This window comes from Paenibacillus sp. MMS20-IR301 (assembly GCF_032302195.1).
Classification (GTDB): domain Bacteria; phylum Bacillota; class Bacilli; order Paenibacillales; family Paenibacillaceae; genus Paenibacillus_AQ.
This window is the reverse complement of record NZ_CP135275.1, coordinates 3,840,351-3,864,624: the sequence shown is the minus strand read 5'-3', so window position 1 is coordinate 3,864,624 and position 24,274 is coordinate 3,840,351. Positions and strand designations below refer to the sequence as shown.

General features: G+C 52.5%; 23 protein-coding genes. 20 read left to right on the top strand and 3 right to left on the bottom strand.

Going from position 1 to position 24,274, the window contains the following annotated elements; all coding sequences use genetic code 11:
• The first annotated feature begins 27 nt into the window (after positions 1 to 27).
• Complete coding sequence (ilvB, locus tag LOS79_RS16670; RefSeq protein WP_315411056.1) at positions 28 to 1,704, top strand: biosynthetic-type acetolactate synthase large subunit; 1,677 nt, start codon at positions 28 to 30, stop codon at positions 1,702 to 1,704.
• Between the two features lie 73 nt (positions 1,705 to 1,777).
• Here ilvB and LOS79_RS16665 read toward each other — a convergent pair whose 3' ends face one another.
• Entirely contained in the window at positions 1,778 to 2,491 is a 714-nt protein-coding gene (locus LOS79_RS16665) for a YwiC-like family protein (RefSeq protein WP_315411054.1), read from the bottom strand.
• Between the two features lie 167 nt (positions 2,492 to 2,658).
• Between LOS79_RS16665 and mobB the strand changes: the two genes are divergently transcribed.
• From mobB to LOS79_RS16605, 12 genes are all read left to right on the top strand, one after another.
• Positions 2,659 to 3,222, top strand: coding sequence for a molybdopterin-guanine dinucleotide biosynthesis protein B (gene mobB / locus LOS79_RS16660; protein WP_315411052.1), 564 nt, complete (start codon positions 2,659 to 2,661; stop codon positions 3,220 to 3,222).
• 44 nt (positions 3,223 to 3,266) lie between these two features.
• Entirely contained in the window at positions 3,267 to 3,893 is a 627-nt protein-coding gene (locus LOS79_RS16655) for a molybdenum cofactor guanylyltransferase (protein WP_315411051.1), read from the top strand.
• Positions 3,890 to 4,375 (top strand): molybdenum cofactor biosynthesis protein MoaE, encoded by a 486-nt coding sequence (locus LOS79_RS16650; RefSeq protein ID WP_315411050.1) that lies wholly within the window; start codon positions 3,890 to 3,892, stop codon positions 4,373 to 4,375. The genes LOS79_RS16655 and LOS79_RS16650 overlap by 4 nt, the downstream gene beginning before the upstream one ends.
• A gap of 113 nt (positions 4,376 to 4,488) precedes the next feature.
• Positions 4,489 to 5,415: an ABC transporter ATP-binding protein gene (locus tag LOS79_RS16645; protein WP_315411048.1), complete on the top strand. Its 927-nt coding sequence runs from the start codon at positions 4,489 to 4,491 to the stop codon at positions 5,413 to 5,415.
• Positions 5,412 to 6,551, top strand: a complete 1,140-nt coding sequence (locus tag LOS79_RS16640) for an ABC transporter permease (protein WP_315411046.1) — start codon at positions 5,412 to 5,414, stop codon at positions 6,549 to 6,551. Before LOS79_RS16645 ends, LOS79_RS16640 begins: the two co-directional genes overlap by 4 nt.
• A 307-nt stretch (positions 6,552 to 6,858) precedes the next feature.
• Positions 6,859 to 8,082: an FTR1 family iron permease gene (locus LOS79_RS16635; protein WP_315411044.1), complete on the top strand. Its 1,224-nt coding sequence runs from the start codon at positions 6,859 to 6,861 to the stop codon at positions 8,080 to 8,082.
• 60 nt (positions 8,083 to 8,142) lie between these two features.
• Positions 8,143 to 8,772 (top strand): iron transporter, encoded by a 630-nt coding sequence (locus tag LOS79_RS16630; protein WP_315411042.1) that lies wholly within the window; start codon positions 8,143 to 8,145, stop codon positions 8,770 to 8,772.
• 42 nt (positions 8,773 to 8,814) lie between these two features.
• Positions 8,815 to 10,119: a Fe-S-containing protein gene (locus LOS79_RS16625; protein ID WP_315411040.1), complete on the top strand. Its 1,305-nt coding sequence runs from the start codon at positions 8,815 to 8,817 to the stop codon at positions 10,117 to 10,119.
• 36 nt (positions 10,120 to 10,155) lie between these two features.
• Positions 10,156 to 11,454, top strand: a complete 1,299-nt coding sequence (locus LOS79_RS16620; RefSeq protein WP_315411038.1) for an ABC transporter permease — start codon at positions 10,156 to 10,158, stop codon at positions 11,452 to 11,454.
• Positions 11,455 to 11,463: 9 nt separating this feature from the next.
• Positions 11,464 to 12,600, top strand: coding sequence for an ABC transporter permease (locus tag LOS79_RS16615; protein WP_315411036.1), 1,137 nt, complete (start codon positions 11,464 to 11,466; stop codon positions 12,598 to 12,600).
• Positions 12,601 to 12,618: 18 nt separating this feature from the next.
• Complete coding sequence (locus LOS79_RS16610; RefSeq protein ID WP_315422286.1) at positions 12,619 to 13,332, top strand: ABC transporter ATP-binding protein; 714 nt, start codon at positions 12,619 to 12,621, stop codon at positions 13,330 to 13,332.
• A gap of 107 nt (positions 13,333 to 13,439) precedes the next feature.
• Positions 13,440 to 13,571 carry a hypothetical protein gene (locus LOS79_RS16605; RefSeq protein ID WP_315411034.1) on the top strand — a complete coding sequence of 44 codons (132 nt, stop codon included), beginning with the start codon at positions 13,440 to 13,442 and terminating at the stop codon, positions 13,569 to 13,571.
• Between the two features lie 57 nt (positions 13,572 to 13,628).
• Here the strand turns inward: LOS79_RS16605 and LOS79_RS16600 are convergent, their stop codons facing one another.
• A complete protein-coding gene (locus tag LOS79_RS16600) occupies positions 13,629 to 13,925 on the bottom strand; it encodes a hypothetical protein (RefSeq protein ID WP_315411032.1) in 297 nt (98 codons plus the stop codon).
• A 342-nt stretch (positions 13,926 to 14,267) separates the two neighbouring features.
• Here LOS79_RS16600 and LOS79_RS16595 point away from each other — a divergent pair, with 342 nt between their 5' ends.
• Positions 14,268 to 14,939 carry a Type 1 glutamine amidotransferase-like domain-containing protein gene (locus LOS79_RS16595; RefSeq protein WP_315411029.1) on the top strand — a complete coding sequence of 224 codons (672 nt, stop codon included), beginning with the start codon at positions 14,268 to 14,270 and terminating at the stop codon, positions 14,937 to 14,939.
• 454 nt (positions 14,940 to 15,393) lie between these two features.
• Here LOS79_RS16595 and LOS79_RS16590 read toward each other — a convergent pair whose 3' ends face one another.
• Entirely contained in the window at positions 15,394 to 16,884 is a 1,491-nt protein-coding gene (locus LOS79_RS16590) for a DHA2 family efflux MFS transporter permease subunit (RefSeq protein ID WP_397386657.1), read from the bottom strand.
• A 234-nt stretch (positions 16,885 to 17,118) separates the two neighbouring features.
• On the opposite strand from LOS79_RS16590, the gene LOS79_RS16585 reads away from it, so the two are divergent.
• The 6 genes from LOS79_RS16585 (at position 17,119) to LOS79_RS16560 (ending at position 24,221) form a co-directional block, all read left to right on the top strand.
• The gene (locus LOS79_RS16585) at positions 17,119 to 17,700 is read left to right on the top strand and encodes a TetR/AcrR family transcriptional regulator (RefSeq protein WP_315411027.1); all 582 of its coding nucleotides are present in this window, start codon (positions 17,119 to 17,121) and stop codon (positions 17,698 to 17,700) included.
• Positions 17,701 to 17,815: 115 nt separating this feature from the next.
• Positions 17,816 to 18,640 (top strand): metallophosphoesterase, encoded by an 825-nt coding sequence (locus LOS79_RS16580; RefSeq protein WP_315421893.1) that lies wholly within the window; start codon positions 17,816 to 17,818, stop codon positions 18,638 to 18,640.
• 356 nt (positions 18,641 to 18,996) lie between these two features.
• On the top strand, positions 18,997 to 20,598 hold the full coding sequence (locus LOS79_RS16575) for an extracellular solute-binding protein (protein ID WP_315421891.1): 1,602 nt from the start codon (positions 18,997 to 18,999) through the stop codon (positions 20,596 to 20,598).
• Positions 20,599 to 20,688: 90 nt separating this feature from the next.
• Positions 20,689 to 21,591, top strand: a complete 903-nt coding sequence (locus tag LOS79_RS16570; protein WP_315421888.1) for an ABC transporter permease — start codon at positions 20,689 to 20,691, stop codon at positions 21,589 to 21,591.
• A 35-nt stretch (positions 21,592 to 21,626) separates the two neighbouring features.
• Complete coding sequence (locus LOS79_RS16565; RefSeq protein ID WP_315421885.1) at positions 21,627 to 22,499, top strand: carbohydrate ABC transporter permease; 873 nt, start codon at positions 21,627 to 21,629, stop codon at positions 22,497 to 22,499.
• Between the two features lie 18 nt (positions 22,500 to 22,517).
• Entirely contained in the window at positions 22,518 to 24,221 is a 1,704-nt protein-coding gene (locus tag LOS79_RS16560; RefSeq protein WP_315421882.1) for a DUF8769 domain-containing protein, read from the top strand.
• The last annotated feature ends 53 nt before the right edge of the window (positions 24,222 to 24,274 follow it).

Below are 24,274 nucleotides of genomic sequence, written 5' to 3'. Positions count from 1 at the left end.
TACAGAACAGGAGGGCGAAAGGTATTTATGAACGGAGCACAGCTGTTAATTGAGATGCTGACCGGGAAGAACATCGAGACTATCTTCGGATATCCCGGCGGCGCAGTATTGCCTTTATATGATGCACTCTATGATTGTGACAGGATTCAGCATGTGCTGGTCAGACATGAGCAGGCTGCAGTCCATGCTGCGGATGGATACGCAAGAGCAACCGGACGTCCGGGTGTAGCGCTCGTTACCAGCGGGCCGGGGGCAACCAATGCTGTGACCGGAATTGCTACAGCCTTCATGGATTCGGTGCCGTTAATTATATTCACCGGGCAGGTGTCCACCGACCTTATAGGCCTGGACAGCTTTCAGGAGGTAGATATTTACGGCATGACGATGCCGGTCACGAAGCACAATTATATCGTCAGAGACGTTGCCGAGCTTCCCCGGATTATCAATGAGGCCTTCCATGTGGCAACAACGGGACGGCCCGGTCCGGTGCTGATCGATTTGCCGAAGAATGTGATGAATGCGCAGTTTAGCGCGGAGGAACCGCCTGCCGCACAAGACTCGCCGCCATTCATCCGGGGGTACCAGCCGTATCACTCCATTGACCCGGCCGATATCGGGCTGGCGGCAGAGCGGCTGAGTAAGGCAGAACGGCCGCTTGTGCTGATCGGCGGAGGCTGCATGCAAGGCGATACGCCCGTCCGCTTAAGGAAGTTCGCCGAGCAGTACAGCCTTCCTGTAGCCAGCACGCTGATGGGCCTCGGCGCTTTCCCGTCTGCACATCCCCTGCATCTGGGTATGGCCGGGATGCATGGAACCGTGGCGGCTAACCGTGCGCTGCAGCAGGCAGATGTTGTGCTATGCCTTGGTGTGCGGTTCAGCGACCGTGTAACAGGTAACCGGAAGGCTTTCTCCCCGGGTTCTTACAAAATCCAGGTCGATCTGGATACCTCGGAGCTCAGCAAGAATATCCCTGTAGAGCTTGCGATTACCGGCTCTTGCGGGGATATGCTCAGGGGATTACAAGAACAAGTACATACAGCAGCTCATCCCGCATGGGAAGATCAGCTTGACGCCTGGTCCCGGCGCTCCGGCACATCCAAACGGGAACAGGAGCTGAAGCTGAGCCCGCAGGAAGTGATCCGGTGTATTCAAAAGGCTACAGCGGGTGATGCCATCATAGCCACCGATGTCGGACAGCATCAGATCTGGACGGCTACGCACTATGAATTCTCGGAAGCCCGGTCCTTCCTGACCTCCGGCGGGCTTGGCACGATGGGGTACGGCCTGCCTGCAGCCATCGGTGCCGCGGTTGCTTATCCTGACCGTGATGTGGTCTGCATTACGGGGGACGGAAGCTTTCAGATGAATATGCAGGAGATCATGACGGCTGTTGATCATGGACTGAATGTTAAGGTTGCCATCTTCAAGAACGGATATCTGGGGATGGTCAGACAGTGGCAGCAGCTGTTCCTGGGCAAGCGTTATTCCTCGGTGCGGATCAGCTCACCTGATTTCGTCGCCCTGGCTAAGTCCTTTGGCGCCCACGGGTTCCGGGCACATACGCTTACTGAAGCGGAGCAAATTATAGGGCTTGCCCTGCAGACAGAGGGCCTGGTCGTCATGGAATTTGATATTACCGAGGAGGGCAACGTATATCCGATCGTCCCGCCGGGAGCAAGCAATCAGGATATGATTGTGGAATAGACACGAAGACAACAAGGGAAGCTCCTCTGCCGGCAATCCGGATGGAGGAGCTTCCCGTAGTTTTACAGCTATCCTAGAAATACAATACAAGCACCGACACATAGAGCATAATCGAGAAGCCGATTTCGATCATGCCGGTACGTTTGGCCGAGATTCCGGTCCTGGGCAGGATGGCTGCCCGGGCAGCCAGGATGAGCAGCGGAACCAGCAGCGGCGGAAACAGGAACAGTCCTGCTGCAGCAACCAGCAGATGATAGAGCACAGAGGCGTAATAGAAGCGGATATTGTTCCGCTCACGGATGACGGTTTTGACATACAATGCAGTTCCGGTGAAGTACAGCACCGCCAGCAGGAACAGCTCGGTCGCTGTCCGCCAGCTCTCGCCCTGACCGACATAGAAGACCGGATAAAGGATCAGGCAAAAGGCCAGGATGGCCGAAATGTCATTAAATAAGGCGCGTTCATTTTTGGTTTTGGCATAGTAGAGATTGACAGCGAATAACGGCACGAGCGGCAGCACAAACCACAGCAGAGCCGGTTCGGCGATTACCAGATAGACAATGAATGGGATCAGCAGCAGTCCGTATAGCTTCAAGGGACCGGCATACCGGCTGAATTTCCTGGTCTTCACTCCCTGCAGCAGAGGAAAGCTGAATAAATAGATCAGCAGCCAGCAGACAAACAGCGGAATATGTATGAACTGCCCCCGGGATGCTGCAACCCCGAGCAGAAAGGGGAGGACGAGCATCGCCCAGGCGCCGTGCTGGTTAGGGATATATTTTTTCATATTATAGAAGACCTCCTGCGCTTAGTTATCATGACATGTGAGCATGCCAGACTCCTTAACTATACTTTTTTTTGAGAAGGGATGCGGGTGATTTGAAGCACAAAGCGGGGGCTGCATTTGCTGGCGGTATAATTGAATAGTATGATCTAGGAGGATGAGGTGGTATCGTGACCGGAGAAGTATATCATAAGGCAGCACAAGGTACAGTTCCTGTATTGCAAATCATCGGATATAAGAATAGCGGCAAAACAACACTTGCCTGCCGTCTGATTGACGCGCTAACCTCGCGGGGGATACGTGCCGGGTCGGCGAAGCATGATGCCCATGAGTTTCAATTAGATGATCCGGACACGGACAGCAGCAAGCATCTCTTGCATGGTGCGGTTGAAACGGTGCTGACCTCGATGGCAGCTACCAGAATTATGCGCAGGTCCGGGACAACGCTGGATGAAATCGCCCGGTCCATGTATGGCAGGGCGGATCTGCTGATCGCCGAGGGCTTCAAATCTGCTCATTATCCCAAAATCGCCCTGATCCGCAGCACAGACGAGATGATTGCACTCGGGGAGCAGGCAACGGATATCCGCCTATGGTTAAGCTGGGAGGCGAATGCAGATTTGGACAGTTTAGCAGCAAAAACTCCCGGCGGGAATACTGCCCCGGTCCTGCAGCTGCAGAATCAGGCACTTGCCGATCAGGAGATACTCTCCCTGGCTTTGTCGTTACTATAACTATAACTAAAGCTATAACTTGAATGATACGGGAGGTGCACCTTGTGCTGACAGGCATCATATTGGCAGGCGGGCGGAACTCCCGGATGCAAGGACAGAACAAAGCGCTTTTGACTTACGAGGGGGAGCGGTTCATTGACCGGCAGCTCAAGGAAATGCACACCCTCTGCCGGAGGATCATTGTGGTTACAAACGATGCTTCCCCTTATCAGGAGGAGCTTCAGCCGGAGATCACTTACATTCCGGACATCTATGCAGGGCATGGGCCTTTAAGCGGGTTTCATGCCGCCTTCACTGAGATTGGCACAGAAGGATATGCCTGGGTGGTCGGCTGCGACAGCCCGGATATCTCGGCCCCGGCAGCTTCGTGGATGCTTACCCGGCTGATGGAGGGCGGTTATGATGCTGTTCTGCCTGTAATTCATGGCAAGCACCAGATGCTTCATGGCATCTACCGGCCGGAGCGGATGCTGCCCAGAATTACGGAAAGGCTGGAAGCCGGGCATTACCGGCTATCGGGATTACTGGATTATATGCACTGGCTTGGGGTAGATAAGGATGAGCTGGCCGGTGCCGGGATACACGGACATTTCACTGCAGATATAGATACACCGGAACAATACAAGGCTTGGCTGCTGCAACAGCCGGCAGAAAGGGATGATCTCACATGAGCAGTTCATTATTTGAAATTACAGACAAGCCGATTATCCCCCAGGAGATATCCGATAAGGTGCTGCGGAGAGAAGCCGGAGCGATTACGCTGTTCCTGGGCACTGTGCGGGAGTTCACACAGGGGAAGCGGACCTTATATCTTGAGTATGAGGCTTATCCGTTCATGGCTGTAACCCAGCTGGAGCGGATCGGGCAGGAGGTGAGCGAGCGCTGGCCGGATACGATGGTGGCGGTTACGCACCGGATCGGCAAGCTTGAGATTACGGATATTGCCGTTGTCATCGCTGTATCCTCCCCGCACCGCAAAGCTGCATATGAAGCGAATGAATATGTAATTGACCGGATTAAGCAAATCGTCCCCATCTGGAAAAAAGAAGCGGGCGAAGACGGACAAGTATGGATCGGCGATCAGCAGAATCAAAGTGCATACCCGGAAGGAAGACCTTTGCTGCCGGATATTCCTGCAGAAGATAAGCAGTAGTATTAGGGGGAATATGATCACAGACTCATCCGCTGAAATGGGATAATATAACAATGATTGCAAATTTGTTGAATTTGCATGAGGCTGTACGATAACCATTCAGGAGTGAGAGCGTGAGTGAAACAGCACTGGAACTTAAGGCGCTGGAGAAAAGCTACGGCCGCTTCAAAGCGGTCGACCGTTTATCCTTTAGCGTAAAGCGGGGCGAAATATTCAGCCTGCTCGGCCCGAACGGCGCAGGCAAGACAACAGCGATTAATCTGATCGCCGGCATACTGGAGCCGGATCACGGGAGCATTGAAATGAACGGCAGCCCTGTTCGCGGCAGCCGCTCATGGAGCAGCAGAATCGGCGTCTGCCATCAGGAGAAGCAGCTGTGGCCGCTGTTAACCTGCGAGGAACAGCTTTATTTTGCCGGAGATATGTACAGGATGGACCGGAAGCGGCTCAAGCAACGCGCAGCTCTGCTGCTGGAGCAGGTCGGGCTTGCGGAGAAGCGCAAGGTACTGGCGAAGAATTTATCCGGAGGCATGCAGAGACGGCTGCATATGATTCTGTCAGTCATTCATCATCCGGAGCTTATCATTCTGGATGAACCGGAGGCTGGACTTGATCCGCAGAGCAGGGTACTGGTCAGAGAATTCATCAAGACGCTCTCGGAAACGGGAACAGTACTGCTTACAACACATAATATGGATGAGGCGGAGCGCTTGTCCTCCAGAGTGGCAGTAATGGACAAAGGACAAGTGCTTGTCTGCGGCACGCCGGCTGCGCTTCAGCAGATGATTGCGCCCGAGGAAACGCTGGATATCTACTATCCGGAGCAGATACAGCAGACTGCACTATTGAATTCACCGGGGTATGCTGTGCAATTCACGGACCGGAGTATCTCCATTACCGGCAGTCACCTGGCCGGGGCCGTTCCGCGCATTCTGGACCAATTGAACTCCCTGTACGGAAATCCGCTGACCTTCACATTAAGGCAGAGCACGCTGGAGGATGTGTTCATCAAGCTGACCGGAAGGAGTCTGCGGGAATGAGGATATGGGCTGTATTCAAAAAAAGCATGCTCGAGCAGTTCCGGGACTATAAGGCGGTTATCCTGACCATTCTGTCGCCGGTTCTGTTTATCGTCATTTTCGGCCTGGCCTTCGGGCAAGGCTTCTATACCTACTCACTGGCGGTATCGGATGAGGATCAGGGGACGCTGGGCGGCAGTCTGGTACAGCAAATTGCCGGCAGCAGATATCCGAACGGTAATCAGATGTTCAAGACCATTCAGGTCCGCTATGAGCAGGATAAGCTGCTAGATGGGGTAAGAAAAGGGGAGTTTGACGCCCATCTGTACATTCCGCCCGGGTTCAGCGAATCACTCCGCAGCAGCGGGCATGGCGGTCCGGCCACGCCGGCGCAGCTGAAGCTGCTGGGCAATTCCGCCCGGCTGGAATACAGCTTTATCAGCAGTTTTGTGGAGAATTACATACATAATTTCGTCTGGAGCAACGGTCCGGCCGAGAATCCGGTACAGCTCCTCTATGAGGATACCGGAGAAGTGCAGGTAAGGTCGGAGTTCGAGAATATGGCTCCCGGATTAATGGTATTCTCCGTCTTTTTCCTGTTGATTCTGAGCTCTATGGTGGTGACCCGGGAGCTGGAGAACCGGACGATTCAGCGGATCATATTATCCAGAGTCCGGGCACTTGAATTCTGCGCAGGCGTCAGTCTGTCTCAATTGCTGCTTGCGGCAGTCATGCTGCCGATGGTATTTGCAGCGAGCGGCTTACTGGGCTTCTCTTCTTCAGGCTCGTATATGCTCGCGTATCTGGTCAGCCTGATCGCTACCTGCTCGGCTATCGGCATCGGCCTGATTATTGCCGCTTTCTGCCGAACCTCACTGGAGGCTTTCATCATCGGCAATGTGGTGGTGACGCCGATGATGTTTCTGGCCGGAATCTTCTTCAAAGTTCCGCCGGTGAAGCTGTTCACGGTGCTCGGCAAAGAGATCGAGCTGCTGACCTTCATCCCGACTCTTGACGCAGTGAGTGCCATGAATAAAATATTGATCAGCAGCGCCGGCTTCAGCGATATTCTGCCGGAGCTGACTGTGCTTGTTCTGCTGTCAGCAGGCTATTTCCTGCTGGGAGTCAGCTTGTTCCGGCGGCGCTACATGCACTGAGTTAACAGATTCCGTGAAGTGATAAATTCAATTCTATAACAGGTCTTGAGTGCAGGATGCTTTTTCTCGCCAGTAGAGAAAGGGCATCCTGTTTCTGCTTTATAGCAGTGCGGTCTCCGGCAGTATAGCTCTGGAAAATTGAAAATATGGCAAAAAAATTGAAAAAAATATAGATAGTGTGATAAATGTCACATAACACCCGGCAAAAAGTTCTTACAATAAAGCCTGTAGAATGAAGATGATAATCATTATCAATTACCTGCCATAGCATAGCAGGTTTATGTTTCAGAGAAAAGGGGGGACCGGGTTGCGCAGGCAATTATGGAGTAAAGGGCTGGTAATTATCCTGCTGCTGTTGTGGATTATGCCTGGACAGGCACAGGCTGCAGATGCCAATTGGCGCAAGGTAGTAGACCAGATAGAAGATACCTTGCAGCAGGCGCTTAAGACCTACGAGCAGGGTGATCTCACAGAGGCGAAGAACCAGGTGAACGATGCCTACTACGGGCCTTATGAGAGCGGGCAGATGGAGAAGGCGGTGAAATTCAGCATCTCCTCCAAACGCAATGCCATCATTGAAGAGGAGTTCCGCCTGATCCGGAAGTCGATGACGGCCGGAGCGTCTAAGGCTGAAGTGAAGCAGCAGATGGCAGAGCTGGTGGACATGCTCCGTGAGGATGCGGCTGCACTTAGCAAGTCCAGCAGCAGCCCGTGGGGGATTTTCTTATCCTCGCTGGTAATTATCCTCAGAGAAGGCATTGAAGCGATACTGGTTATCGCCGCAATCATCGCATATCTGATTAAGTCAGGCAACGCCCAGAAGGTCAGAATCATCTATCAGAGCACTTTAGTAGCGCTGGGGGCAAGCGTGCTGACGGCCATCGGCCTGAAATATTTATTCAATATCAGCGGGGCCAGCCAGGAGAACCTGGAAGGAATTACGATGCTGATTGCGGTGGCGGTGCTGTTCTCGATGAGCTTCTGGCTGATCGGCAAAGCGGATGCGAAGCGCTGGAAGAATTATATTGAAGGCAAGATACAGACTTCATTAACTACGGGTAACACCATGACTTTGTGGTTCGCTGCCTTCCTGGCTGTATATAGAGAGGGTGCAGAGACCGTATTGTTCTATCAGGCTCTGGTGAGCGGACAAGACAGTGCAGGCATCAGCATGATCGGGCTTGGCTTCCTGGCCGGAGCTGTGGCGCTCGTGGCTGTGTTCCTCATTATCCGTTACGGCAGCTTGCGTATTCCGCTGAAGCCTTTCTTCATCGGAACAAGCATCCTGATGTACTATCTGGCCTTTGTCTTCGCCGGCGAAGCGGTGACGGAGCTGCAGGCCGGGATGATGGTCAGCGCAACCTCAATTTTCGGATTCCCCGTGATCAGCTTCTTCGGCATTTATCCGACGGTAGAGAGTCTGGCTGCGCAGGGGCTGCTGCTGCTCGCTACAGCAATCGGACTCATCTGGTATGCGATCTCAGGCCGTAAAGCAGCTGCAAGTACAGCAGGCGGACATACGGCAGGGTAGTATTAACACAAGTTATAAGGCTTCATACAAACTATAAATATTAATAGGGGTGTAATGGAAATGAAGAAAGTTCAAAGCTATTTACTGATGACAGGCATTATTCTGGCTTTATCCGCAAGCCTGGTTGGCTGCAGCTCGGGCAACAACGCAGCAGGCAACAACTCGGCTGCCGCAGCTAACAATACAGAGGTTAATGCAGCAGCTGACGAAGCACCTGCCTTTGAAGAATTCCCGATCGGTGAAGAGCAGGAAGTGGAAGGCATGAAGATTGGCGCCCTCTATCTGCAGCCGGTAGATATGGAGCCTATGGACAAGGCCGGACTGGCAGCCGCCCAGTCGGACTTCCACCTGGAGGCTGATATTGCTGCCCTGGAAGGCAATGAGACCGGATTCGGAATCGGCGAGTTTATCCCTTACCTGACCGTTCATTATCAGATTAAGGCCAAGTCCACCGATAAGGTGGTTTCTGAAGGAACCTTCATGCCGATGAATGCTTCGGACGGTGCACACTATGGCGCCAATGTTAAGCTGGATGGTGCGGGAGATTACATTCTTAACTACGTAATTGAATCGCCGGAGAAAATGGACTACCTGCTGCATACAGATAAGGCTACCGGCGTGCAAGCCCGCTTCTGGCAAGAGCCGATCAGCTTGACCTGGGAATTCCCTTGGGTGCCAAGAACCTGGTAAGATCATCGGTTAAGTTAACCGGGACAGAGTGGTGAATATACATTGTTAAAAGCGATTGCGATTATGCTGGGAAACGGATTCGAAGCTGCGCTGCTAATAGCCGTTATGATAATTTGGCTGCGGCATGCCGGTAAGCTCCGGCTGGTGAAATGGGTATATGCGGGGGCTGGAGCCGCCGCAGCAGCCGGCTGGCTGGTGCTGTACCCGCTGAAGGTATCGGGTCCGAAGAAGGAAAGCTTCACCGGCTGGATGATGGCCCTGTGCTTCGTACTGGAAATCCTCCTGGTGATCTGGATGAGCAGGGAACTCCGGGGACCGCGTTCCGGGGGCAAGCGGTTCAAGAAGCTTCAATGGAATAGCGCTGCTGCAGAGACCGTATTTACGGTTATCTCGGCAGCAGCACTGACCATCCTGCCGCTGATGCGGCTTCTCTTGTTTCCAAGCAGCATCTTTATCCAGACCTACAGTGTGGTGAATACGGAGCTGGTGCTGAAGTTCTCCGGCGGCGGACTCGGTCTGCTGCTCTGCTTCATCTTTGGGATGTCCTTTCTCAGAAGCGCCAGGGTGTTGCCGGTCCGCAGCTCCTTAGCAGGAAGTGCCGTGCTTCTGGCAGCTTTGATGCTGAATCAGCTGTTCACGGTCGTGCAGATTCTGTTTGCCAGAGGTGTATTTCCGCTGACACCGCTGGCAATGAAGATTCTGATCCCGGTCATTAACAATATGGATAAGTATCTGTATGTACTGCTCGGGGCTGCGCTTCTGTGGACTGTGCTGATTCTCTGGCATGCTATGAAGAACAAGCAAGTGATGAACGGAGAATGGAACCCGGCGGTGCGCAGGAAATTCAAAGCAGGGCTGCGCAGCAGCAGACGCTGGATGGCTGCCGCTGCTGCTCTGATGGTGATGATTCCGGTGCTGCTCGGTGTTGAGGCGGTGCTTGCAAACCAGACGGTGGAATTGTCCCCGGCCGAGCCGGTCACACCGAATGCCGAGCATCAGGTGGTCATTCCCGCCGCAGAGGTGGATGATCATAATCTTCACCGCTTCGGCTATACGGCGGCAGACGGAACGCTGGTCCGCTTCATTATTATCCGCAAGTCGGAAACGATGTACGGCGTCGGGTTCGATGCCTGTAAAATATGCGGATCATCCGGCTATTACCAGAAGAACGGAAAGATCATCTGCCGCAAATGCGATGTCATTATGAATATTCCGACCATCGGCTTCGAGGGCGGCTGTAACCCGATTCCGCTGGTCTACCGGATGGATAAGGGCAATCTGATTATCGCCAGCTGTGATCTGGAGAAGGAAACGGATACTTTTCATCAGGAAGATATGTTCAACTAAAGTGACAGCCGCTTTATATGGATTGGGGATGGAATCATGTTTGCTAGAATGCTAGCCAAAGCATTTACCGTCGGCTTTAAAGGCAAGCTTCTGCTGATCATTACGATTGCGTTTGGAGCTTCCCTCGCTACCGCGATGCTGAATGTTTCTCTGGATGTAGGCGACAAGATGAACAGGGAATTGAAAACATACGGCGCCAATCTGCAGGTAGTTCCCAAAATGGATGCCTTGCCTGCTGAGATCGACGGCATTGACTTCAATCCGCTGGCGGACCGGCAATTTATTGAGGAGACTGAGCTGCCGAAGATTAAGACGATTTTTTGGGCCTATAATATCGTAGCGTTCACTCCCTATCTGGAGGCCACTGCCACTGTGGCGGATATCAGCCATCCGGTCGGGGTAGTGGGCACCTGGTTTAACAAGCGGCTGGATCTGCCGACAGGTGAGCAGATTAATACCGGCATAACGCAGCTCAAAACCTGGTGGCAGGTGGAAGGCAGCTGGGTGAATGATGAGGAGAGCGGCAGCGCGATGGTTGGCGCCGGATTGGCCCGGCAGCTCGGGATTACTCCGGGGCAGACACTCCAGGTCGATGTCGGAGCCAAAGGCAGTGCGCCAAGTCTTCCGCTCAAGGTCAGCGGCGTGGTCAGCGGCGGCGGAACGGATGATAACAAAATTTACGTTCCCCTTAGCACATTACAGCAGGCGCTGGGCCTTTCCGGCAAAGTGGGCAAGGTGGAGGTCAGTGCGCTGACCACCCCGGAGAATGAACTGGCCCGGCGGGCGGCGCTGAATCCGGAAACCTTGTCTGCCAAGGACTATGAGACCTGGTATTGTACCGCCTATGTCAGTGCGATTGCTTATCAGATTGAGAAGGCGCTGCCCGGAACGGAAGCCAAAGTGATCCGCCAGGTAGCAGAATCTGAGGGGATTATTCTGAATAAAATACAGCTGCTGATGCTGATCCTGACCGTTGCCGCATTGATCAGCTCGGGACTTGGCATTTCGGGCCTCATGACGACAAAGGTGCTGGAGCGCAGCAAGGAGATCGGGCTGATGAAGGCGCTCGGGGCACAGGGGACGGCGGTTCTTGCACTGTTTTTGACAGAGGCGGTGATTTCAGGCATTCTAGGCGGGCTGCTCGGTTACGGCACGGGGCTTGGCTTTGCATATATTATTGACCGTACCGTGTTTGATACTACGCTTTCGTTCAAGGGTCTGGTTCTTCCGCTGGTGCTGCTGCTGTCTGTGCTCCTGACTCTGGCCGGGAGCTATTCAGCCATGCGGATGGTAATCCGGCTTCACCCTGCCCATGTCATGCGGGGCGGCAGATAGGAGGATATAATGCGCAAGTCAAGGATGTTCCTGACCATGCTGGTGAGCTCATTCCGCAAACGGAAATCAAGAATGCTGATTGCCCTGTTTGCCATTATCGTGGGCACTGCGGTCATTTCGGGTCTGATTAGTGTCTACTATGATATCAGTGTGAAGATGGGGATGGAATTCCGCTCCTATGGAGCGAATCTGATTCTGACCCCCGGTGAAGATGCGCAGGACAGCGTATTTGAGCAAAGTGTGGTTCAGGAGATATCCGGTATTTTTCCGGAGGATAAAATAGTCGGCTACACCCCGTATCTGTACGGGCTGGCTAACTTTTACACACGCCGTCTGGTGGTAATAGGCACCTGGTTTGACCAGATACCGAAGATTACGCCTTACTGGGAAATCACGGGCGAGATCAATACGGACCGGAAGGCTACCGGGATTGCCATGGTCGGCAAGGATGTATCCGAGAAGCTTGGCTATAAGCTCGGCACAGTGCTGCCGATGAAGGACCCGGTTACAGGCAATGAACAGCAGGTGACGGTAACGGGAATTATCAGCAGCGGCGGGACGGAGGACAATCAGATCTTCATTAACCTTACGGATGCGCAAAAGCTGTTCCATCAGGAGAAGCTGGCTAACGCCGCTTACTTCAGTGTAACGGGGGACGGGCTGGAGGCAGCGGCGGCAGCTGTGACTGATCGATATCCGGCGCTCAAGCTGAGCCCGATTAAGCAAATATCCAGTTCAGAGGCAGTTATGCTGGATAAAATCAGCTCGCTTGTCTACATTGTTGTAGCCATTATCCTCTTGTCCACGCTGCTTTGCGTAGCCACAACGATGATGACGATGGTGATGGAGCGCAAAGCGGAGATCGCCCTCAAAAAGGTGCTGGGGGCGCAGAACAAACCGCTGGCGCTGGAATTCTTAAGTGAAGCGGCAGTGCTGGCGCTGGCCGGTACTTTTGCCGGATTAGGCCTCGGTTACGGGCTGGCACAGGTGATTGGAGAAAGCGTGTTTCAGTCCCCGATCTCCTTCCGCTGGGCGGTCATTCCGCTGGTTACCCTGGCGTCGCTGCTGGTAGCCGGGCTGGCCTCGTTAATTCCGCTCAGGACCGTCATTGGCATTGAACCGGCAGTTGTATTAAAAGGGGAATAGTGAAGGGGGAAAGTGATGATGAGTATACTGGAAATCTCGGGCATCAGCAAAACATACGGCAGTCTGTATGCGCTGCAGGATATCAGCTTTGCCGTGGAGCCGGGAGAATGGGTGTCGATTATGGGCTCCTCCGGCTCGGGCAAGAGCACCATGCTGAACATGATCGGTCTGATGGACAAGCCGACCAGCGGCGAAATCCGGATTGACGGTATTGTGACCTCTACGCTGAGTCCGCGGAAGCTGACCGAGATCCGCAGGGATAAAATCGGCCTGGTCTTCCAGCAGTTTCATCTCATTCCCCATCTGACTGCGCTGGAGAATGTAATGGTTGCCCAGTACTATCACAGTATGCCGGATGAGAAGGAAGCGCTAGCCGCACTGGCGCGTGTCGGACTGGAGGGCCGGGCCAAGCATCTGCCGCGGCAGCTGTCCGGCGGTGAACAGCAGCGGGTCTGCATTGCCAGAGCGCTGATTAATTATCCGGCGCTGATTCTGGCGGATGAGCCGACGGGGAATCTGGATGAGGCCAATGAAGGCATTGTGCTGGAGCTGTTCCAGGAGCTGCACCGCGAAGGGCATACGATCATTATGGTTACCCATGCACCGGAGGTCGGCGAGCTGGCGGAACGCCAGATCCGGCTGGAGCATGGCGTGATTAAGGAGATCCGTACCCCGCTGCCCGCCGCAGAATATGCGAATCCCGGCATTAGACAACCACAGCGGAGCATATAGGTACACAAAACACATATAGACAGGAGAGGATCACGCTGAGTCCCAAGCAGGAGTTCAAGATATACCTGATTACGAAGCAAGATATCTTCCGTTTTGTTATCATTGATATGCTGATAGGCAGCATGGCCTTTTCACTGGCGTCAAAAATTTTGCATAATACGCTTCTGGCCGGTGCCGGCAGCTGGGCTTATACCGAAGGAGTGAAGCGGATCGGCAGGCTGAAATTTCTTAACGGATAATGCCGGGAGCGTCAAATTAGCTTAAAGTCTCCTTGCCGGCTGCCGCCGCCCGGCAGGTTATTCTGCCGGAGCAGGGGGCAGTTGGGCACGCTTAGACTTCTTTTGGTTAATCTCCTTGGACAGCTCCAGCTGCTGCCGGGAGATTTTTTTGAGCTCGGCTTTTAATTTCGTAATCCGGCTTAATTTGCTGCTTAGACTGCTGGGGGAGCTGCTGAGTGTGCAGTCTTTCTCCAGCCGGGTTATTTTGTGCTGAACTTGCTTGGACTTCTTCTGGAGCTCCGCTATATTCGATTCCATTCCGGAAATTTCCTGATTTAGATTACTGTGTACGGATTTCGTGAAACTAATAGCCATAGGGCACCTCTTACTCTTCTACTATAATGGTGGAACCAGACTATTATTGTACTACAAGCTGCTGGTTTAGGCGAGACGGCTGACAGAAAGTGCGGTGCTGATCTGCGTGCGGACAGTGTATAGACAAAGTGCGGACAGCGTGCGGACGTCCTGCCTCGGGCCCGGGATAATAAGTGGATAAATGACATTTAATAATAATGAAATCAGCTGAATGGGGAATTTAATTGGAAAAAGGCACTTAATTCGGCCTCTGCCGTCCGGAAATGGGAATAATGAGAGGATTAAGTGTCATAAATCCACTTATTGTTTATGCAATCGTATACAACGACAAGGAGTGAAGTTATGAAACTATTGCTGACATCTGCAGGTGTTAATAACAAAAGCATACACAACGCGCTAGTGGGCATGCTCAGCAAGCCGATTGCTGACTCCAGTGCCCTATGCATCCCCACTGCGATGTACGGACACCCCTGGTTAGGCCCAGGGGTCGAAGCCTGGCAGTTCATTAGCGGGAACTCCGGGAATCCTATGGTCGATCTCGGGTGGAAGTCAGTTGGTGTACTGGAGCTCACCGCACTGCCAAGCATCAACAAAGAGCGCTGGGTGCCGCTGGTTCAGGAGACGGACGTCCTCCTGGCAGCAGGCGGCGACGCCCTCTATCTGAGCCACTGGATGCGGCAGTCCGGACTGGCAGAGCTCTTGCCGTCACTGCAGGCAGTATATGTGGGAATGAGCGCCGGAAGTATGGTAATGGCACCTAATGTCGGGGAATTCTTCGTTGGCTGGACCCCACCCGCCGGTGGCGATGGAGCACTGGGTTTAGTTGATTTTGCAATGTTTCCGCATCTGGATCATGAGAAACTGCCTGGAAACACCATGGCTGCTGCCGAGGAATGGGCTGCCGGGATACGGGGGCCGGCATATGCGATGGATGATCAAACGGCTATTAAAGTGATTGACGGAACAACCGAAGTTATTTCGGAAGGGGTTTGGAAGTATTTCGCTTCCCATTAGAGCCTCTGTACTAAAGAAGCGGGTTCATTCAAAAATGAGACAATATATCTCGGTTCGAGAGGAAACTCAGGGATAGTTGTCTTACGTGCAATTAGAAGGAACGAAAAGGAGATGCTGCCTCAGATAGCTGCACTCTGTGCAACTAAATTCGTCCGAATACGTTAAAACAAGCTGCTCATGGCAGTTTAGTTGCATGAAATACAGCTAAACCGATAATGTGCGGACAAACAGATCATTTAGCTGTACGAAGTACACTTAACATATCGTCTTCGGATAAAACAAACCTGCCGCAAGCGAACTCACATTTAATTTCTGAAGCTCTCAGGGTTCTGCTGCAACACACTTAAGAGATCAGCGGGATATCCGCTGATCTCTTAAGACTGCGCTCATTAAGCGTAAACCCGCTATGAGCTATAATATGATGCATAATCAGATACCCAATTGCCGCCGCTGCTTAAACTTCCTTAGCAACAACCTTACCCAGCTTCAATTCAGCTTCCTTCTCGGTGGCCTGGCCCACCTGCTTAATGAAGAAGGAGAGGACCAGACCGATGATGCCGATGGCGACAATGACGAGATAAGAATCATTGATGCCCTGGATGGTAGCCGCAGTAATCATGTGCTCCTTGGTATCCTGCACACCGCTGACCATAATATCCTTCATATGGGCTGTGGTCCTGCTGGTCATGACCGTGACCAGCAGGGAGGTTCCGACAGCACCGGCTACCTGTCTTACTGTATTGGAGATGGCAGTACCATGGGAGTTAAGCTTGTTTGGCAGCTGATTGAGACCCAGCGTCTGAATCGGCATGAGCAGCAGCGCCATCCCGATCCGGCGGCCTGTGGACATGAGCATCAGGTAGACATAGCTTGTTGAATCTGTCAGATTCACGAAGCTTAATGTGGCCAGTATGGTGATCAGCAGGCCGATAACAGCCAGCCATTTCGCACCGAAGCGGTCAAACAGCTTGCCGGTAACGGGCATCAGCGCTCCCATGATCACTGCGCCGGGAAGCAGCAGCAGGCCGGATTCCATTGCGGTGAAGCCGCGGGCATTCTGCAGATAGAGCGGCAGCAGCATCATGTCGGCATACATCACAATCGTTACGGCGACACTGATGACAGTGGTCAGGGAGAACATATTATATTTGAACGCCCGCAGATCGAGCAGCGGGCTTGCTGAAGCAAGCTGTCTCCATACAAACAAGCCGAGTGAAATTACGCCTGCGGCAAGCGACAGCAGCACCTCGGCGCTCGACCAGCCTGCGCTGGCCGCACGGCTGAAGCCGTACAGCAGGGTTCCGAAGCCGATGGTGGACAAGATTACGCTGGTTAAGTCGATTTTCGGATACATGCGCTCGGCAACATTTTTCAGATAGATGAAGCCGCAGACGATAACGATAACAGTGAGCGGCAGCATGCCGTAGAACATGGTCTCCCAGGAGTAATGCTCCATAATATATCCGGCCAGTGTAGGGCCGATCGCCGGGGCGAAGATAATGGCCAGCCCGACCATTCCCATGGCGGCGCCTCTTTTCTCACGCGGGAACAGGGTTAAGATGACATTGGTCAGCAGCGGCATAATAATGCCTGCGCCGGCAGCCTGAATCATCCGGCCGGTCAGCAGCACCGGGAAGCTTCCGGCGAGGGCGGAGACGAGCGTGCCTCCGAAGAAGATGAACATCGATGCCTGGAACAGCTCACGCGTAGTAAAGCGCTGCATCAAATAGGCGGTGATCGGAATCAGCACCCCGTTAACCAGCATATAGCCGGTGGTCAGCCACTGGGCCGTAGCAGCTGTGATGCTGAAATCACGCATTAACTCCGGTGTGGCGACACTCATAATCGTCTGATTCAGTGTGGCCAGAAAGGCCCCCAGAATCATTACAAACAAGATGGGTCCCTTTTTGATGGAACTGTCTTTTAGTTCTGTCTTGTTACTCACTCTGCTTCCATCCTTTCCAATCGGCGTTCATGGACTAAATTTACAATGTGTTGTATAGTTTACAAGGTATAAAGTAGATTATAATTGAAATTTTCATGTAATCAAGCAACGATTTCTGAAAAAATGTTTATTAGTTTACGTGTGAAAGCAAAATGTAGTCTATGCAGAAGAAAAGCGACATTTGAGAGTAAAGTGTAGCCTTTGAAATAAACGTTGAGGAATGGAGCGGAGGAAATGGATAACACAACCCCACGGACCGACCCGCGGGTGCTGCGGACCAGGCAGATGCTGAGAGAGGCTGTCATTGATATGATGGAAGAAATGAGCATCGAGAAAATTACCGTCAACAAGATCGCAGAGCGTGCGAAGATTAACCGGGTGACCTTCTATCTGCATTACCGTGATATTCCGGATATGCTGGAGAAAATGGCTGATGATATGGCCGAAGAGGTCATGCAGGTGGTCAGCAGTTATACGGACAATCCTGATGCGTCTGAGAATGAGAAATGGCCGATGCTGGAGCGTCTGCTGGGTCATATCGCCGGTAATGCGAAATTCTACAAGGTTGTGCTTACATCGCGGCGGAGTACGATTTTCTCGGACCGTCTGTTCAGGCTGATGGCTGGCATCATTTCCGACCGTGTGGATAAAGGAAGGGCTGACAGCGTGACTTCTAACACAGTTGTGCAGAGGGATATCGCCGTCTGGTACGGCAGCGCCGCCTTAATCGGAACCATCATTGCCTGGCTCCGGGAGGATATGCCGTATACGCCGCAGTATATGGCCAAGCAGATTGCATTGCTCCGTGCAAATTGACCCCTGGATCAGGTTACGGGATTGTATAGCGGTCCAAGAGTACGGGAGCCGAAACGCATATAAATAGTAGACAGTATAGTGCAGCGCTGAATCTGTTTATATGAGGTGGCTTGAGATGACAAGGCTGGCGGGATCGGGCAGGAAACGGGTGCGCCGTGCAGGGACGGGACCCGTAGGCAGATTGAACCGTATGGCAAAGGCTCAGATCATAGAGTTTGCGGTGTTTGGTGACAGTCATGTGGGGTACGGGAACAGCCTAAGCATGTTTGGAAGTCTTTTACCGAAGGCAGCAGGCAGCGGCAATAAGCGTTTTTTTATTTTTGGCGGGGATAATACACAAGCAGGGGCCGACCACGGAAATCATGCAGGCACCTATTACAAGGATTTTAAGGATACCGTAACCGGCACACTTGGAAGTATTCCTTACAAAGCATCCATAGGCAATTGGGAGGCCAGCACCCGGCCGTTATTCACACAATATCTGGGGGCGGTTGCCGGACAGATGAATTTCCCGGGTACAAAGGGCAGGGTGAAATATGTATGGCTGGACTGTGCTCTTGGAATATTCACTCCGGCGAGTATTAACCTGCTCAGGAAGCTGGACGACAGCCATTACTATATTATTGATTTTCACTGGCCCCTTAAGGTGCAGGGAATTACGGTTGAGCCCAGCCATGTGTTAAGTGCGGCGGAGACAACCAGATTTTTCTCGTCTATCCCGGTTAAAGCCAGAGATAAAGTGCTGGCCATATTTACGCATCACGGGCATAAATTTTACCGCAAGCTGGCAAACATTCATCCGGACTATCCCAGAACGAAGTTCTTTGTGTGCGGCTGCTCCGGTGACTATAAATGTAAGCCGAATGACCGGGGATACTATAATGCAACCTTGACGGGCAGCGGTACCGGGTACCGGGTCGACGCTATTATCGCACGCTGAGTCCTTCACGGTGTCAGGTACCGGGTGTGAACTATAGGCATTATATGAGGGTTGTCTCTGCGGAGGCAGCCTCTTTGGCTTTGAGCTGGCATAGGGGACATACAGTAAGGCCAAATTAAACGACAATACCATAAAACACGGCAAATCTGCCGGGTGAAAACAGTTTGTCTGGACGATAATTGTTTGTTTGTCAGCTTTCCCTACATATATTATAACCAATGAAAAGTGGAAAATGGTTTATTGAACGTTTCTGCAAATTCATGTAATACTTAGTGACATCGAAGTTGCTGATGCTAATGTGATCGGAAATTCGAGGTAAGTTTTCTGACATTGATAAGGGGAAAGGTGATGAGAGAATGACGACAAGAGGGTCTAAGAAATGGGCAAGCCCGGCAATGGCGGTTCTGATGGTCTCTACAATGCTGTTATCCGCGTGTTCTTCGAAGGAGGATACGGCGAGCGGAAATGCCGGTTCTCCCGCGCCTGCTACATTAAAGGTGGAACTGTTCGACCGCGGCAATACACCTTCCGGTTACACCATCTCTGACAGTTACTTAACCAGACTTGTACAGGAGCGGTTCGGTGAGCCGAACAATATTAATGTAGAGTTCGTTCCTGTTCCCCGCTCGGAAGAAATCCAGAAGCTGAATGTTCTGATGGCCAGCAAGAGTGAAGTGCCGGATCTAGTATTCACCTATGACTCAGGTACGTTCAACCGCTATGCAGAGCAGGGCGGACTTACGGATCTTACCGAACTTATTGATGAATATGCGCCTAATCTGAAGAAATTCCTCGGTGAAGATACGCTGGCTTACGGACAGTATAACGGCCAGCAGTTCGCAATTCCGGGCAGAAGGCTGGTGCTAGGCAAATATGCCGGTTATGTCCGCCAGGACTGGCTGGATAAGCTGGGTCTGCCGGCGCCGTCAACTACCGAAGAGCTGTATAACACACTTAAGGCATTCAAGGAACAAGACCCGGGCAATACCGGCGGCAAAGTAATTCCATTCGGTGTAAGTCTGGCGGCTGCCCAGTATGAACCGCTGATCTGGTCGTTTATTAAGCCGCTTACTGAGGAACAGCGCTATACCCTGACCCAGCAGCTGGGCTCAAGCGACTATCCGGCACTGCTGCCGGGCTTTGAGGATGCGCTGAAATTCATGAATAAGCTCTATAATGAAGGGCTGATGAGCAAGGATTTCGGCCTGGATAAAGATAAGAAACAGCTGTGGCAGAGTCTGCAGAATGGTCTGGTAGGCTTCTATACGGAGGATGCAGGTGAACCTTACTTCACCTGGAATGACTTCTATGAGAACCTGCAGGCTAATGTGCCGGGAGCGTCCATCACTCCGGTGGATACTTTTACGAATGATGCAGGCGAGCATGCCAAACCGGCTTATGCCCCTAACGCCATGTATGTCATGATCCCGAAATCCAGCAGCAATGCGGTAGCGGCGCTGAAATATCTCGACTGGATGGCTTCGGATACGAATCTGTTCGATATTCAGTTCGGTGTAGAGAATGAGAACTACACACTGGTGGACGGTGTTCCGGTCGTTAAACCGGATGCCACCTCTGACATCACCGACCGCCTGTATAACTTTGGTGATGTTGCGATTATCGTTAACGGTAAATTCGCCGGTGATGATGCGAAGAATGAGGCGGCTTACATTGCCCAGACCCCGGAGAAATTCCAGGCGGATATGAAGAAGTCGGTAGAAATCTCCAATGTCGATACAATTCAGCCGGTGCGGTTCGGTCATCCGATCGAGGCCGAGGCGAAATACGGTACGGCGCTTGCGGATAAGTTCCAGGAAATCATTGTCAAGCTGACTATGATCAAGCCTGAGCAGTTCGACAGCATATATGACTCGATGATTAAAGATTATATGGCAAGCGGCGGCCAGGCGATTCTGGATGAGCGTACTGCGGCTTATAAAGAAATGACATCCAAATAGAGGGATACAGATAGCTGACGGTGATCTGCTGGAGGCCTGCTTAAGGGTCTTCAGCCGCCGCCTCAGACAAAGGACAGGAGAGTGAAGGCAGTGAGGAACACGACTTATTTACGCAGAAACTGGCAGCTGTATGCTTTGCTTGTACTGCCGGTCATTTATTTCCTGTTGTTTAAATACGGGCCGATGTACGGGGTGCAGATTGCTTTTAAGGAATTCAACTTCTTTCAAGGCATCGGCGGGAGTGAATGGGTCGGACTGGACATTTTCCGCGAGGTTTTTCATAACAATGATTTCTTCAAGGCGCTGCGCAATACACTTCTGCTCAATCTGCTGGACCTGATTATTTCATTTCCCGCACCGCTGATTCTGGCGATTATGCTCTATGAGCTGAAGGTCATCTGGTTCAAGAAATTTGCCCAGACTATTCTGTATATTCCGCATTTCATTTCATGGGTTATTATCGGCGGCATCGTGCTTCAGGTGTTCGGTACAGAATCGGGCTTCCTTAACAATCTGCTGACCGGCATAGGGCTGGACGCGGTTCCTTTTCTCTCCAATAAGCATTACTGGCTGATTACATACCTGCTGGTCGGGGTGTGGCAGAGTGCGGGCTGGGGAACGATTCTGTACCTGGCAGCCCTGACCGGAATTAACAAAGAGCTGTTCGAAGCCGCTGAGGTGGATGGTGCAGGAAGGTTCAAGAAGATTCTTCACATCTCTCTTCCGGGCATCAAAACAACGATTGCTACCCTGCTTATTATCAACCTGGGCAATATGATCTCCATTGGCTTTGACCGTCCGTTTATCATCGGCAATGTAGCTGTACGTGATTATTCTGAAGTACTTAGTACCTTTGTCTACCGGGTCGGCATAGAGTCCGGGCAAATCTCACTGGCAACTGCGGTCGGGTTGTTCCAGGCCCTGGTCGGACTAGTTTTCCTGCTCGGAGCGAATTATGCATCCAAGAAGCTGGCGGATGAGAGTATTCTCTAGTCCGGATTAACAAACAGAGATGAGGGGGAAAAAGCATGAGCGAACGCGCAACAAACCGGATATTTGATATCTTTAATATCTTGATTATAACCGCTGTAATTCTGGTCTGCCTGATGCCTTTTATTCATATTATTGCCATCTCACTCAGTTCAAGCCGTCCGATCATGTCGGGGCTGGTGACCTTCTTCCCAAGGGAATTCACTTATGAGGCGTACGCCAAGGTCTTCTCTGATATGTCAATGATCCGTTCCTTAGGCTTCACCATTATGCTGACTATTCTGGCTACTGTACTGTCTATGGCCATGACAATAGCTGTTGCCTATTCCTTATCCAAGAAGGAGCTGCGCGGGCGGAAATGGTTCATGCTGATTATAGTGATTACGATGTTCTTCAGCGGGGGGATCATTCCCGATTATATTCTGATCCGCAATCTTCATCTGCTGGATACGGTGTGGGCGCTGGTGCTGCCGGGCTTGATCAGCCCCTTCTATATGATTATTCTGATCTCATTCTTTAATAGCATTCCGAAGAGCCTGGAAGAGGCGGCTGAGATTGACGGCACATCGCATCTGGGAACACTGTTCCGCATTATTCTGCCGTTGTCGCTGCCTTCGCTGGCTACCCTCAGCTTATTCTATGCTGTCGGCCGCTGGAACGGATTCCAGGATGCGCTGATGTATATTAACCGTCCGGCTCTTTACCCGCTGCAGTTGAAGCTGTATCAGATGATCCAGAACAATCAGGTCAGCGAGCTGATGCAGCAGGAGGGATTGGGCATGGCCCAGCTGATGCCGGAGAGCTTGAAGGCGGCGAGCGTAGTTTTCTCTACGGTGCCGATTCTGATTGTGTATCCGTTCCTGCAGCGTTATTTCATCAGCGGAATGATGGCCGGTGCAGTCAAAGGCTGAGGAAGAGGGGGAAGGACAGTGACACAAGCGATGATAGACAGGCTTACGGAAAGACAGCGTTATCTGGTAGATCAGGCGATGGAACTGATGGATTCATTCTATGATGCAGAGATGGAGCTGCTGATTGATGAGGAGCGAAGTGACCGTCACAATACGCGCAGCAGTGCCCATTATGCACTGGGACTGCTGATCCGCGGCGGCGAAGGGGATCTGGAGCTGGCCTGCCGGCTGCTGAGGCGGGTAATGGCACTGCAATTTAATGCTCCTGATGAAATTTATCACGGGACTTTCCGCGTGTCGCCTCAGGCGGCACTGCCGCCGGCAGGAAACTATGCGTGGAAGAAGTTTGCCCCCGGATTTACTTACTTTCTCAGTGAAACTACAGATAAAATCGGCAGAAGGCTCGGCAGCGCACTTTCCCGGGAAATAAGTCATGTTCTGCCGGAGTTTGACGAGCGGCGTATCCGGCAGGCTTTGCAGGCGGCAGTTGATGAAGTATTGCCTCCGGTGTGGGCGAGCTATGATCCGAACTGGCGCGAGTTCATAGCTAGCACTTTCGCGGTCATTCTGGAGGAATTCTCGGATGTTCTGCCGGGAGAGCTGATCATGCTGATGGAGGCGTCGATGGAGCTGGCGGTCGCAGCTTCCATTGACCGGCGGTTATCCGATGCGGTGCCTATGAACACTAATATTGAGCTGATGCATATCTTCATTGTTCATTATTACGGGCACAGGTTCGCCCGGGAGGACTGGATCAGCCATGCCGGGCGGGAGGCTGCCGCTTTCCTTGCGGCGTATAATGAATTCGGCTCTGTTGCCGAGTTCAATACAACGACTTATTACGGCGTAGATTTAACGGTGCTGGGCCTGTGGCGGACCTATGGGAAATCTGCCGGTTTCAGGGAGACCGCTCAGGTTTTGGAGCGGGGCTTGTGGAGGAATATCGCAATGTTCTATCATCCGTTACTGGAGAATCTGTCCGGACCATTCTCCCGGGCTTATGAGATGGAGATGACAGGTCACAGCTCGATCGGCGTATTCCTGTATCTGGCGCTGGGAGCGGGTTATGAGCATCTGGCAGCGCCTAACTGCGAGACGACCCATGATCCGCTGATTGCACTGGCAGGTGTCCGGATCCCTGCGGAGCTGTTGCCCGTGTTTACCGGCTTCGGCGGCAGCCGCAGAGCAGAGAAGCAGTTCCGTGAGCTGTGTGAGCGGGATAAGCCGGGCGAGAACCGCAATCTGTGCACTGCTGCGGCCTGGATCGAAGAATCGCGGATGCTCGGTGCGATGTCAGGAAGCCGCAATACGAACGGCCAGATGCATCCGGCAACGATTCACTGGAGCCATACTGACGGTTCCCGCTACTATCTGCGCTTAATCCGCAGGGAGAAGGGCAAGAGCTGGAACAGCCATCTGCGGGGGATTACCTTTGAGGCTGCGGCAGAGAAGGATCTGCTGGCTGTCTCTGTCCGGCTGGATACAGAGGTCCCGGTAGAGGTGCTGTTTGAGATTACCGGCACGGGGCTTGCGGCGGCGGCGATTTCCTCCGGCTACTGGGCGTTGCCGGGACTGGGCTGCAGCATAGCTGCGGCTGCGCCGGCACCTTCTGTTTGGCGGGAAGAAGCAGGCAGGCAGCTGGAGATTATCTATCTGCACCGTCCCGAGGACGGAGTGCAGGTCATGTCCTTTACGCTGAGGCTGGACCCTGCTGCAGACTAAAACAAGGCCTGTGAAGATGGACCTCAAGCTGGCCTTGAGGTCTATCTTTTTGA

Coding starts and splice junctions, on each gene's coding strand:
- ilvB (WP_315411056.1), top strand. CDS start 28: ATGAACGGAGCACAGCTGTTAATTGAGATGCTGACCGGGAAGAACATC.
- LOS79_RS16665 (WP_315411054.1), bottom strand. CDS start 2,491: ATGAAAAAATATATCCCTAACCAGCACGGCGCCTGGGCGATGCTCGTC.
- LOS79_RS16650 (WP_315411050.1), top strand. CDS start 3,890: ATGAGCAGTTCATTATTTGAAATTACAGACAAGCCGATTATCCCCCAG.
- LOS79_RS16640 (WP_315411046.1), top strand. CDS start 5,412: ATGAGGATATGGGCTGTATTCAAAAAAAGCATGCTCGAGCAGTTCCGG.
- LOS79_RS16630 (WP_315411042.1), top strand. CDS start 8,143: ATGAAGAAAGTTCAAAGCTATTTACTGATGACAGGCATTATTCTGGCT.
- LOS79_RS16620 (WP_315411038.1), top strand. CDS start 10,156: ATGTTTGCTAGAATGCTAGCCAAAGCATTTACCGTCGGCTTTAAAGGC.
- LOS79_RS16615 (WP_315411036.1), top strand. CDS start 11,464: ATGCGCAAGTCAAGGATGTTCCTGACCATGCTGGTGAGCTCATTCCGC.
- LOS79_RS16610 (WP_315422286.1), top strand. CDS start 12,619: ATGAGTATACTGGAAATCTCGGGCATCAGCAAAACATACGGCAGTCTG.
- LOS79_RS16605 (WP_315411034.1), top strand. CDS start 13,440: ATGCTGATAGGCAGCATGGCCTTTTCACTGGCGTCAAAAATTTTGCAT.
- LOS79_RS16600 (WP_315411032.1), bottom strand. CDS start 13,925: ATGGCTATTAGTTTCACGAAATCCGTACACAGTAATCTAAATCAGGAA.
- LOS79_RS16595 (WP_315411029.1), top strand. CDS start 14,268: ATGAAACTATTGCTGACATCTGCAGGTGTTAATAACAAAAGCATACAC.
- LOS79_RS16585 (WP_315411027.1), top strand. CDS start 17,119: ATGGATAACACAACCCCACGGACCGACCCGCGGGTGCTGCGGACCAGG.
- LOS79_RS16580 (WP_315421893.1), top strand. CDS start 17,816: ATGACAAGGCTGGCGGGATCGGGCAGGAAACGGGTGCGCCGTGCAGGG.
- LOS79_RS16575 (WP_315421891.1), top strand. CDS start 18,997: ATGACGACAAGAGGGTCTAAGAAATGGGCAAGCCCGGCAATGGCGGTT.
- LOS79_RS16565 (WP_315421885.1), top strand. CDS start 21,627: ATGAGCGAACGCGCAACAAACCGGATATTTGATATCTTTAATATCTTG.